General features: G+C 61.4%; 6 protein-coding genes. 2 read left to right on the top strand and 4 right to left on the bottom strand.

The features are described from left to right. Positions 1-21: 21 nt before the first annotated feature. Together argC and FIU93_RS06375 are read right to left on the bottom strand one after the other, a co-directional pair. On the bottom strand, positions 22-972 hold the full coding sequence (gene argC / locus FIU93_RS06380) for an N-acetyl-gamma-glutamyl-phosphate reductase (protein WP_152505099.1): 951 nt from the start codon (positions 970-972) through the stop codon (positions 22-24). 139 nt (positions 973-1,111) lie between these two features. Then, positions 1,112-1,678, bottom strand: coding sequence for a peroxidase-related enzyme (locus FIU93_RS06375; protein WP_031270047.1), 567 nt, complete (start codon positions 1,676-1,678; stop codon positions 1,112-1,114). 107 nt (positions 1,679-1,785) lie between these two features. Between FIU93_RS06375 and FIU93_RS06370 the strand changes: the two genes are divergently transcribed. Continuing rightward, positions 1,786-6,597: an NAD-glutamate dehydrogenase gene (locus FIU93_RS06370; RefSeq protein ID WP_152505098.1), complete on the top strand. Its 4,812-nt coding sequence runs from the start codon at positions 1,786-1,788 to the stop codon at positions 6,595-6,597. A gap of 427 nt (positions 6,598-7,024) precedes the next feature. Further along, positions 7,025-8,395: an MFS transporter gene (locus FIU93_RS06365; RefSeq protein WP_152507516.1), complete on the top strand. Its 1,371-nt coding sequence runs from the start codon at positions 7,025-7,027 to the stop codon at positions 8,393-8,395. Positions 8,396-8,491: 96 nt separating this feature from the next. Here the strand turns inward: FIU93_RS06365 and FIU93_RS06360 are convergent, their stop codons facing one another. Together FIU93_RS06360 and purH are read right to left on the bottom strand one after the other, a co-directional pair. Continuing rightward, positions 8,492-10,603 carry a methyl-accepting chemotaxis protein gene (locus FIU93_RS06360; RefSeq protein WP_152505097.1) on the bottom strand — a complete coding sequence of 704 codons (2,112 nt, stop codon included), beginning with the start codon at positions 10,601-10,603 and terminating at the stop codon, positions 8,492-8,494. A gap of 229 nt (positions 10,604-10,832) precedes the next feature. Further along, positions 10,833-12,449 carry a bifunctional phosphoribosylaminoimidazolecarboxamide formyltransferase/IMP cyclohydrolase gene (gene purH, locus FIU93_RS06355; protein WP_055660139.1) on the bottom strand — a complete coding sequence of 539 codons (1,617 nt, stop codon included), beginning with the start codon at positions 12,447-12,449 and terminating at the stop codon, positions 10,833-10,835. Positions 12,450-12,466 lie beyond the last annotated feature (17 nt).

The raw sequence follows: 12,466 nt of genomic DNA, 5'->3' as shown, positions 1-12,466 counted from the left end.
AGGCCTGAAAACGGATGCCGCTTACGCGGCAAGGCTGGTTGTCTGATCGACACCGAGCATCAGATTGAGGTTCTGGACGGCAGCGCCGGACGCGCCCTTGCCCAGGTTGTCGTAGACGGCAACGATCGCGGCCTGCGCCCTGGCGTCATTTGCAAAGACATGCAGATGCAGCTTGTTGGTGTCGTTGAGCGCCTGCGGGTTGAGGCTATCGGATTTCTCGAGCGCTTCCAGCGGCGCGACCTCGACAAAACCGCCGGGTGCCGAAGCGAAATGATCGGCGATCACCGCATGCAGCTGCTCGCCCGTCGGCACCTTGGCCAGGCCTGCCAGGTTCAACGGAACCACCGTCAGCATGCCCTTGTAGAAATCGCCAACAGTCGGAGTGAACAGTGGAGCTGCGTCGAGCAGGCCGTATTCCGTCATTTCCGGAAGGTGCTTGTGATTGAACCCGAGCGCGTACGGCGCAAACGAATTTGCGCTGGTTCCGGCGGCTTCGTAATCGGCAATCATGCCCTTGCCACCACCGGAATACCCGGAGATGCCGAAATAGGTCAGGTTGAAGTCCGACGGCAGCAGCTCTGCGGTGATCAGCGGACGAACCGCCGCGATCAGGCCTTGCGGCCAGCAGCCCGGATTGGCAACGCGCATGGCTGCGGCGATGATGTCGGCCTGGTCGAGGTCCATTTCGGCAAAACCATAGGCCCAGCCCTCGGCAACCCGGTGGGCACTGGAAGCATCAATCACACGGGTGGTGTCGTTCTCGATCAGGGCAACGCTTTCCTTGGCCGCCGCATCCGGCAGGCAAAGAATGGCAATATCGGCCTTGTTGAGGTAGTCGGCCCGGGCTGCCGGATCCTTACGGCTTTCGTCCGGAATGGAGATCAGCTCAAGGTCGCGGCGCATGGCAAGGCGCTCGCGGATCTGCAGACCCGTCGTACCGGCTTCACCATCAATAAACACGCGCGCAACCATCGCCCGTTCCTCTCCCTCTCATGATCGCCGCCAGTTTCGAACCCCAGGGCCCGAAAGCCGTCAGGCAGATCGGTGCAAAATCGCAAGCGTCATACACCCAATCGCGCGGCTTGTCACCGCCGCGCGACGCTCCGTTATCTCAACGGGCCCTTGAGTGATACTCATCATTCGGGCGCATGTCGGACGCCGCTGCCACCCTGTTGGACATGTTGAAGAAGCCCGTTACCGAGGCGATGTCCCAGATGTCGCGATCCGTAAACCCGACATCGCGCAGGGCTTGCCGGTCGCTTTCCACGATTTCCGCCGGCTTCTCCGTCAACTTGACGGCGAAGTCGAGCATCGCCCGCTGCTTTGGCGAAAGGTCCGCAACGCGGTAGTTCATCACCATCAGTTCCCCCAGCACGGGGTCCCCGGAAAGCTCGCGCACCGCAGCACCATGAGCCGTCAGACAATAAAAACAGCGGTTGACCGCTGATACCGCAACGGCAATCATCTCTCTCTCGAGCTTGGAGAGTGTACATTCGCCCAGCATGAGGTCGTTGTACATGTCGGTGAAGGCGCGCAGCTTCGTTTCGTCGAACGCATATGCCTTGAGGACGTTGGGAACGAGACCCAGCTTCTCCTGGCACAAGTCGAAATAAGCCTGTGTCTTTTCACTCAATGTTACATTTGAATCGATTTGCAAGGCCGTGACTTTACTTGACAATTTGCTCCTCCCGTCATGAAACCGTTTATGTCGCTGAAATATGAACTTAAGTCTTAGAACGAGCGAGCGACAGAGCCAAACCATACGATCGCCTAAGGGGATGGAAAATGCCGGACAAACACGACGTCGAGAAACTCAAACTCATCGACGCGGTCCAAGCAACCTTGAATCAGGAAGATCCGGCTCTCGCCGAGTTTTCCCGCGCCTTTTATGACCGGGGCGCAGCGGAAGACCTCGTGGCCTATACCGCGGAAGAGCTGACCGGCTTTGCCCGGGACGCCTGGCAGGATTTCCAGAACCACGAACTCGGCACGCATCGTGTCAGCATCGCCGATCCGGCGTTCAAGGCCCAGGGCAGCAAGGTCAAGGGCGTCTCGATTATCGAGATCGTCAACGACAACATGCCCTTCCTGGTCGATTCCGTCATGGACGAGCTGCAGGAAAGCAAGATCGAAGTGCATCTGGTCCTGCACCCGATCTTCATCGTGGAACGGGATGACAACGGCAAACTGACAAGCGCCACGGCTCGCAAGAAACCACCGAAACGGACCGACCGGCAGGAAAGCCTCATCCATATCCACGTGACACGGATTGATTCGCCCGAAGCCCGCGCGGCCCTCAAGGCGCGGCTCGACAAGGTTCTGTCCGATGTCCGCGCCGTCGTGTCGGACTTCAAGCCGATGCAGGAACGCCTGGCGGAGGCCATCGACACCTACAAGACGACGCAAATTCCCGGCAGCAGCGACGAGTTGTGGGAGGCTATCCACTTCCTGGAGTGGATGGAGAACGACAACTTCATTTTCCTCGGCATGCGCGAATACATGTTCGAAGGCGGCGTCGAGGAGGGCGAGCTTTCCCCCCATGAGGGCACGGGCCTCGGCCTCTTGTCCGACCCGGACGTGCGCGTTCTCCGCCGCGGCACGGAGTTCGTGCAGATCACGCCGGAAATTCGCGAGTTCCTGAAGAAACCCGAACCGCTGATCATCGCCAAGGCCAACGTGAAGAGCACCGTGCACCGACGCGTGCACATGGATTACGTCGGTGCCAAGCTTTATGACGACGAAGGCAACATGAACGGTGAGCTGCGCATTGTCGGCCTGTTCGCCTCGACCGCCTATACCGAACCGACCAGCACCATCCCGTTCCTGCGCCGCAAGGTTGCCAGCGTTCTGGCCCGCGCCGGCTACGGGTCGGAAAGCCATTCCGGCCGTGCCCTGCGCAACGTTCTGGAAGCTTTCCCGCGTGACGAGCTGTTTCAGATCGAACGGGAACGCCTGTTCGACTTTTCCATCGCCATCCTGCAGCTGGACGAGCGCCCGCGCATTCGCGTGCTGTCCCGCCCGGACAAGTTCGACCGCTATGTCTCCATTCTGGTCTTCGTCCCGCGTGACCGCTATTCCACCGAAGTTCGCCTCAACGTCGGCACCTATCTGGCCTCGGTCTATGAAGGACGCGTGTCGGCCTGGTACGTTACCTATCCAGAAGGTCCGCTGGCGCGGGTTCACTACATCATCGGCCGCGATCGCGGGGAAACGCCGACGCCCCAGCAGGAAGAGCTGGAAGCCGCCGTTGCCGACATGGTGCGCACCTGGTCCGACAGCGTGCGCGATGCGCTCAAAGACGAATTCGCGCCCTCACAGGCCCGCAAGCTGGCCGACCGCTACGCGCTTTCGTTTCATGGCGGCTACAAGGAAGTCTACAACGCCCAGTCCGCGCTGTTCGACATCGTCAAGCTGGAAACCCTGTCCGACAAGAACGACACCACCATCACGTTCCACCGCCAGGCCGGCACCAGGGACAGCCGCCTGTCGCTGAAGGTCTATCACCGCGGTTCGCCGATCCCGCTGTCCGCGCGCGTGCCGCTCCTGGAAAACATGGGCTTCCGCGTGATCAACGAGCGGACCTACCGCGTCACGCCGGCCGATGCCCCCTTGTCCTACCTGCACGAAATGACGCTGGAATCGCGCAGCGGCGAAGACATCGTCTTTTCCGATCAGCTGCAATCCCGGCTGGAAAGCATGTTCATGGCAGTCTGGACCGGGCTGGCGGAAGACGACGGCTATAACCGCCTGGTGCTGACGGCGGAGCTTGCCTGGCGCGACGTGGCGGTGATCCGCGCGCTGTCGAGATACCTGCGCCAGGCCGGTATCCGCTTCTCCGAAGACTACATGTGGTCCACGCTCAACAACTACCCGAAGATCGCGGCCAAACTGGTGGAACTGTTCCACCTGCGCTTCAACCCGGATGTCACCGAAAAGGACAGGGACCTCGGCACGGAGCGGCTGGAAAGCGAACTGACCGCCGATCTGGAGGACGTCGCCAGCCTTGACGACGACCGCATCCTGCGCCGGTTCCAGAACACGATTGAATCGATCCTGCGCACGAACTTCTACCAGCTCGACAAGAAGGGTCAGCCCAAGCCGACCTTTGCCTTCAAGATCGACAGCCGCCAGATCGACGACCTGCCCCAACCGCGTCCGTTCCGGGAAATCTTCGTCTACAGCCCCCGCGTGGAAGGCGTGCACCTTCGTTTCGGCATGGTTGCCCGTGGCGGCCTGCGCTGGTCTGACCGGCCGCAGGACTTCCGCACCGAAGTGCTGGGTCTGGTGAAGGCACAGCAGGTGAAGAACGCAGTGATCGTCCCGGTCGGTGCCAAGGGCGGTTTCGTACCCAAGAACCTGCCGCCGATGAGCGATCGCGATGCCTGGTTCAAGGAAGGCACCGAAAGCTACAAGATCTTCATCAACGCCCTTCTGGACGTGACCGACAACCTCGGCGAGGACAACATCCTGCCGCCGGAGCGCGTGCAGCGCTACGACGGTGACGACCCTTACCTGGTGGTGGCAGCCGACAAGGGCACGGCCACTTTCTCCGATACGGCCAACGGCATTTCGGAAGGAAGGCACTTCTGGCTGGGCGACGCTTTCGCCTCCGGCGGGTCCGCCGGCTACGATCACAAGAAGATGGGCATCACCGCACGCGGCGCCTGGGAAGCGGTCAAGCGGCACTTCCGCGAGATGAACCGGGATATCCAGACCCAGCCCTTCACGGCGGCCGGTGTCGGCGACATGTCCGGCGACGTCTTCGGCAACGGCATGTTGCTGTCGAAGGCAACCAGACTGATCGCGGCCTTCGATCACCGCGACATCTTCATTGATCCGGATCCGGACCCGGCAAAGACCTGGGAAGAGCGCAAGCGGATGTTCGACCTCGGCCGCTCGTCCTGGAAGGACTACAACACCGACCTGATTTCCAAGGGTGGCGGCATCTTCTCGCGCCAGCTGAAGTCCATTCCGCTTTCACCGGAAATGCAGTCCCTGCTCAACCTGAACAAGGGCAGCGCAACGCCGCAGGAAGTGATGACCGCCATCTTGAAGATGGAAGTCGACCTGCTGTGGTTCGGCGGTATCGGCACTTATATTCGCGCCAAGTCCGAGACGGACGCCGATGTGGGCGATCGTGCCAATGACCCGATCCGCATCACCGCATCGGAAATCGGCGCAAAGGTGATCGGCGAAGGTGCCAACCTCGGCCTGACCCAGCTCGCCCGTATCGAGTTCAACAAGAAGGGTGGGCGCTGCAACTCCGATGCGATCGACAATTCCGCCGGGGTGAACTCCTCGGACATGGAGGTCAACATCAAGATCGCCCTCGGCGCCGCGGTGAAATCCGGCAAGCTGACCATCGAGCAGCGCAACGAACTTCTGGCCGAAATGACCGACGAGGTCGCCGAACTCGTGTTGCGGAACAACTATCTGCAGACCCTGGCCATCTCCATGACCGAACTGCGCGGCATGGAAGACTTCGGCTACCAGGTGCGCATGATGCGCCAGCTGGAACAGGCAGGCCTTCTGGACCGGGTGGTCGAACAGCTGCCGGACGAGGCAACACTCGACGAGATGCGCAAGGCCGGGCTGCTGCTGACCCGCGCCGAACTGGGCGTGCTGCTGGCCTATGCCAAGATCACGCTTTACGACGCGCTGCTGGAAAGCTCGGTTCCGGACGACGATTATCTGGCGCGCGAACTGTTCCGCTATTTCCCGGACCAGATGGCCGACACCTACAAGGACGAGATCAGCGGCCACCGCCTGCGGCGTGAAATCATCGCCACGATGCTGGCCAACTCAATGATCAACCGGGGCGGAGCGACCTTCATCACCCGTCTGCGTGACCAGACCGACGCAACCGCGACCGAAATCGCTCAGGGCTTCGTTGCTGTGCGCAACAGCTACGACCTGACCGATCTCAACACGGAGATCGACCAGCTCGACACGAAGATCGACGGCGCTCTGCAGCTGGAGCTCTATTCGGAAATCCAGTCGCTGCTTCTGGAACGGGTCGTCTGGTTCAAGCGCAACGTGTCCTTTGACAAGGGCCTGTTTGCCGTTGTCGAGCGGTTCCGTGCCGGTATCGCCGCGCTGCGCGACCGCCTGGAAGCGGTCTTGCCGGAAGAACCCGCCGCGGTCCTGGCGGAGCGCACCGCAGCCTTCGTGGAGCAGGGTGTTCCGGGAAGCCTCGCCCGGCGGATTGCCTGGCTGCCGGCCGAGCGGGCCATTCCCGATATCGTCATCGTGTCGGAAGAAACCGGGGCAGATCTGGATACGGCTGCAAGGGCCTATTTCGAAGTTGCTCACCACTTCCAGCTCGGTGCGATGCTCGAGCTCGCCAACGATCTCGACGTCCGGGACTACTACGACGGCCTCGCACTCGACCGGGCACGGGCCATGCTGGTCTCCGCGCAGCGCGCCCTGGCCATCGCGGCGGTTCGCGCCGGCGGTTTTACAAGCTGGCTGGAGGAGCACGAGGCGGAAGTGGGCCGGCGCAAACGCTCGGTTTCCGAAATCCTCGATGGCGGTCTCAGCGTGTCGAAATTCTCCGTGGCGGCAAGCCTGCTCGCGGAAATCTGCGGCACCGCGTAAGCCAGCGGAAATCGCGTTCTGGGGCCGGCAATACCTCTGCCGGCCTTGGCTTTTCAGCGGTATTGCCGTCGCCCCGGCAACACTATGCGCGAGCGGGGAATGGAGAGCCAGCGGCACCCAAGGCAAAGCGTACCTTCCCAAGATGGTCTTTGGCTCACCGATCCCGGATATTCGCTGCGCGGTGTCCGGGATGAGGTGATATGTGTTGCCAGGCTGGTGAGAGGCCAACCTTCCCACACCCTCATCCTGAGGAGCCGCGCAAGCGACGTCTTAAAGGATGGGCCGCATACGCCAACCGAAACTCTCTCCTGCAACAGACACCGGATATTCGCAAACACCTGTGGGCTTCAGGAGCGGGAAGCGATATGCATGAATGAGTTGGGCTCGTCCCGGTCTTGATCCCCCAGGCAGCGAGTTGCCCTTTGCCATGACAACCGTTTCAGACATCCCGTTGCAATCTACCGACAGGCGCGCCGTTCTCTCCTGGGCGCTGTTCGACTGGGCGGCACAGCCCTTTTTCACGCTGATCACCACGTTCGTCTTCGCGCCTTACTTTGCCTCGACACTGGCCGCGACCCCGGCCGAAGGCCAATCGCTTTGGGGATACGCAACTGCGGCCGCCGGACTGTGCATTGCCTTTGCAGCACCGGTACTGGGCTCGATCGCGGACGCAACAGGCCGGCGAAAACGCTGGATCCTTCTCTTCTCGTTGCCGTTTGTCATCTGTTGCTGGGCATTCTGGTACGCCGCTCCGGGAAGCTCGAACGGCATCGCCATCGCGCTCATCGCCTTTGCCATCGGCACTTTGTCCATCGAAATCGCGACCGTCTTCAACAACGCCATGATGCCTTCGCTGGTGCCGCCGGAACGCATCGGACGCCTGTCCAGTTTCGGCTGGGCACTCGGCTACGCCAGTGGACTGGTCACGCTGGTGATCGCCCTCGGATTTTTCTCCGCCAGCCCCGAGTCAGGCAAGACCCTGCTGGGTTTCGAGCCGGTTCTGGGTCTTGATGCGGCGACCCAGGAAGGCGATCGCGCCGTCGGGCCGTTCTCCGCGCTCTGGTATCTCGTTTTCGTGTTGCCGATGTTCCTCTTCGTGCCGGACGTGCCGCACCAGGCAAAGATCGGTCCGGCCATCCGTGCCGGCCTTGCAAACTTGCGCATGAGCCTGGCCCAGGCACGCACCAACAGGAATATCTTCCTGTTCCTTCTCGCCAACATGATCTTCAAGGACGGTCTTGTCGCCCTCTTCGCGTTCGGCGGCATTTATGCCGCCGGCCAGCTTGGCTGGGGATCCATCGAAATCGGCACTTTCGGCATCATCCTGACCATCACCGGAACACTGGGCCTGTTGCTGGGCGGGCCGATGGATGATCGTTTCGGGGCCAAGCCGGTGATTGTCTTCTCGCTCATCGTTCTGATGATCTGCGGCCTCGGCATGATCTCCATCGACCGGACAACCGTGTTCTTTGTCATCAAGACCGCCGCTGCCCCCGAGGGTGCCCTCTTCGCATCGCTGCCGGAACAGGTGTTCATTGCACTCGGCGGTGTCATCGGCGCGGTGTCCGGCCCGTTGCAGGCCTCCTGCCGCAGTCTTCTGGTCCGCATAGCCCCGCCGCAGCACGTGACCCAGTATTTCGGCCTTCTGGCGCTCTCCGGAAAGGTCACCAGCTTCCTGGCCCCGCTCACCGTCGGCGTGGTAACCGCCCTGACTGCCAGCCAACCCGCCGGCATGTCGGTCATCCTGGTCTTTTTCGGAGTTGGCCTCCTGTTGTTGTTGCGGGTGCGGGAGCGCTAACAGACGCCTTTGCCAGGAAACGGTGCGGGCATTGCTCAAACAAAAACGCACCGGAAAATCCGGCGCGCTTCATGTTCAGATGTTGCCAGTCTTGCCTCAGGCGACCTGACGAACGCTGGCAAGGAAACCTTCGACTTCCTGCTTGAGCCGGTCGGCTTCAGTCTGCAGGACGTTGGCGGAGGCCGAGACCTGGCGGGCGGCATTGCCGGTGTCGTCTGCAGAGGCTGCCACCTTGACGATGTTCTGCGCCACTTCCTGGGTGCCGTTGGAGGCTTCCTGGATGTTGCGGGCGATCTCGTCGGTGGCAAGGCCCTGCTGTTCGACCGACGCCTGGATGGACGAAGAGATCTCGTTCATCTTTTCGATGGTTTCGGAAATGCCCTTGATGGCATCGACCGATCCGGCGGTTTCCGTCTGCACCGACTGGATCTGCAGGGAGATTTCCTCGGTCGCCTTGGCGGTCTGGTTGGCCAGCTCCTTCACCTCGGCGGCAACAACGGCAAAGCCCTTGCCCGCTTCGCCGGCACGTGCCGCCTCGATGGTGGCGTTCAGCGCCAGGAGGTTGGTCTGTTCGGCAATGTCGGTGATCAGCTTGACCACTTCGCTGATCCGGTTGGCAGCTTCCGCGAGCCCCTCGATCTTGCGGTTCGTCGACTGGGCCTGTTCCACGGCGTGGGAGGCAATCTCGGTGGACTGGGTCATCTGGCGGGAAATTTCACCGACCGATGCCATCAGTTCTTCAGCTGCGGACGCAACCGTTTCCACGTTCGACGACGCTTCCTCGGAAGCGGCAGCCACTGCCGTGCTCTTCTCGCTGGTGTCGTCGGCTCCCGCCGTCAGCGTCATCGATGCCGCGTTGAGGTCCTGCACCTGGTGCATCACCGTCTGGGTCAGCTCTGAGATCTGGCGGTCGAAATCCTGCGACAGCTCGCTGATCCGGCCTGCACGCTCCAGCTGCTGACGCTGCGCTTCTTCCTGCTCGGCGGCCAGTGCCTCGGCCTGCTGGGCCTTGTCGCGGAAGACTTCCAGCGCCTTGCTGATCTCGCCGATTTCGTCCTGGCGGTCGGTATCGTGGATCGGCTCGTCGTAACGGCGATCGATGAGCGCCTGGATGCTGCGCACGGCGCGCTCCAGCGGACGGCGAACAATCGTGTTACCGACAAGATAGATGGAAAGAGCCACGACGATGAGCAACACGACACCCACGCCGACGATCATGGTCGTGATCGAAGACGAAGCCGCATTGAGGGTCGCCAGCGGCACGTTGACCACCACGGCAAGCTTGGCATCGGTACCGGTCACATGCACCGGCATGACGATGCGGTGCACTTCCGTGCCGAGCGTGTTGGAATATCCGTCATAGGCAAATGGTTCGCCGTTCTTGACCGCCGCCAGAAGCTTGTCCTGCACGGCAAGGTCGGCTTCGGACTGGCCTTCCATCCATGGCTTGCCGAGAACGGCCGGGTCGGCGTGGGCAATCCAGACGCCGTTTTGCGACAGGAGGTGAACCGATCCCGTGTCCAGTGGCCGTTGCTGGCCAAGCACTTCGGACAGCGGGGTCAGAAGGATGTCGCCACCGGCAGCACCAATCACCTTGGACCCGTCTCGGATCGGCGAGGAGAACGACACACCGGTTACGGTCTTGCCATCGGCTTCCCAGCTGTAGGGTTCCGTCATGTAGTCCTTGCCGGACACATAGGCACCATTGAACCAGAGGTCGCTGGTTGCACTCAGATCACCGACGGCGATCTTCTCGATGGGCCGGTAGGCCAGCGTCCCATCCGCCTTGCGGAAGTAATAGGGCTGCCATTCGCCGTCTTCGGCCCATTTCTCGTCGCCCTTGAACTCGGCATCCTTGCCGTCGAGCTCGTCTCCGGCAACCACGCCCCAGGTGCCCGAAAGGTCCTTGTTGGTCAGCGTCAGGTTTTCAACGACGGCGTTCCAGGCTTCACGGTCGACCGATCCGGCCTTCTTCATGCCGCCGAGGGAACTTGCCAAGGTCTGTGCGGATTTCAGGCCGTTTTCAAGGCCGCGCTGGACGAATTGCGCCTGCTCGCGTGCCACTGTCTCGGCTTCGGACCGGGCAAGATCTCCCGTAATGCGGGACGCTTCCCATCCGATAAAACTGATGCCGACCACAAGGGCAACCGTCAGGGTCGCCGCACTGGCCCCAATGAGCTTTGTTGTGACCTTCGCTCTTCTAAACACCGGCAATCTCCGCGAATCGCAAGAAAACGGCAGGCGAATACCTGCCAAAGCTTGCTGCAGACTACCCATTGGGCGTTAACAAGGTCTTCAGTGGGAGGGTTTTTCTTAATGATCCCTGTCATTTTTGACAGTAATTTTGGATCGTTAGCTTGCTAATGTTTTACAAGCTCAGATGAAGTGCCGGTTCGAATAAAAACCGGCACTTCAATTCATCGGCGAATACCCGAAATCAGTGCCGGAAATGACGCATGCCGGTCATGACCATGGCAAGACCAGCGTCGTCGGCTGCCGCAATCACGTCGTCATCGCGCATGGAGCCACCCGGCTGGATAACGGCGGTTGCTCCGGCTTCGGCGGCAGACAGAAGACCATCGGCAAACGGGAAGAACGCATCGGAGGCGACCACGCATCCCTTCGTCAGCGGTTCGGAAAGACCGGCGGCCTCGGTCGCGTCCAGAGCCTTGCGGGCAGCGATGCGTGCGGAATCCACCCGGCTCATCTGACCGGCCCCGACACCAACGGTCGCACCGTCCTTGGCATAGACGATGGCATTGGACTTCACGTGCTTGGCAACCCGGAAGGCGAATTTCAGATCGGCCAGTTCCTGCTCGCTCGGCGCGCGCTTGGTAACGACCTTGAGGTCAAGGTCGTCGACCACACCGTTGTCGCGTGACTGGACCAGGAGACCGCCGGCAACGGACTTGACGAAGAGACCCTTGGCGCGTGCATCGGCGAGGCCGCCGGTGACCAGAAGGCGCAGGTTCTTCTTCGCCGCGATGATTTCGCGTGCCGCGTCGTCCGCATCCGGCGCGATGATCACTTCCGTGAAGATCTTGACGATTTCCTCGGCCGCAGCGGCATCCAGTGTCTGGTTCAGGGCGACGATGCCGCCGAAGGCTGAAACCGGATCGCAGCGCAGGGCCAGCTCGTAGGCTTCCTTCAGGCTTGCGCCTTCGGCCACACCGCACGGGTTTGCGTGCTTGATGATGGCAACAGCACTGGTGCGGGCCGGATCGAACTCGCTCACCAGCTCAAACGCGGCATCGGTGTCGTTGATGTTGTTGTAGGACAGGGTCTTGCCCTGAAGCTGCCTGGCCGTGGCAACACCCGGGCGCTGCTCACCGGTGGTGTAGAAACCGGCCGTCTGATGCGGGTTTTCGCCATAGCGCATGACTTCGGCAAGCGAACCGCCAACCGCACGATGGGCGGGCGTTGCTTCGTCCAGCTGATCCGCCATCCAGTTGGAGACGGCGGCATCATAGGCAGCCGTGCGGGCAAAGGCCTTTTGCGCCAGCTTCTTGCGCAGGGCCAGCGGGGCCTTGCCGCCGTTGGCATCAAGCTCGGAAATCACTGCATCGTAGTCGGCCGGGTCGGTGACCACGGTAACATAGGCATGGTTCTTGGCGGCCGCACGGGTCATTGCCGGTCCACCAATGTCGATGTTCTCGATGCCGGTGGCGTAGTCGGCGCCGGAGGCGACAACGTCCTCGAACGGATAGAGATTGCCGCAGAAGAGATCGATGCCGACGATGTCATGCTCGCTCATCGCCTTCTGGTGGTCGGCATCATCGCGGATCGACAGCAGACCGCCGTGCACCTTCGGATGCAGCGTCTTCACGCGGCCGTCCATGATTTCCGGAAAGCCCGTAACTTCCGAAATGTCCAGAACCGCAAGCCCGGCTTCCTTCAACGCCTTGTAGGAACCGCCGGTGGAGACCAGCTCGACACCGCGCTCGGACAGCGCTTTTGCAAAGTCGACAAGACCGGTCTTGTCGAAGACGGACAGAAGGGCGCGCTTGACGGGAACCAGCTCGGGAACGGGTACGGCTTTGGACACAATGGCCATGAATTTGCCTCGCAATT

It is taken from the genome of Labrenzia sp. THAF35 (genome assembly GCF_009363595.1).
Taxonomy (GTDB): domain Bacteria; phylum Pseudomonadota; class Alphaproteobacteria; order Rhizobiales; family Stappiaceae; genus Roseibium; species Roseibium algicola.
This window is presented reverse-complemented; position numbering and strand designations above follow the sequence as displayed.

What these genes read in the sequence shown, in the direction of transcription:
- FIU93_RS06370 (WP_152505098.1), top strand. Translation starts at nt 1,786, where the DNA reads ATGCCGGACAAACACGACGTCGAGAAACTCAAACTCATCGACGCGGTC.
- argC (WP_152505099.1), bottom strand. Translation starts at nt 972, where the DNA reads ATGGTTGCGCGCGTGTTTATTGATGGTGAAGCCGGTACGACGGGTCTG.
- FIU93_RS06365 (WP_152507516.1), top strand. Translation starts at nt 7,025, where the DNA reads ATGACAACCGTTTCAGACATCCCGTTGCAATCTACCGACAGGCGCGCC.
- purH (WP_055660139.1), bottom strand. Translation starts at nt 12,449, where the DNA reads ATGGCCATTGTGTCCAAAGCCGTACCCGTTCCCGAGCTGGTTCCCGTC.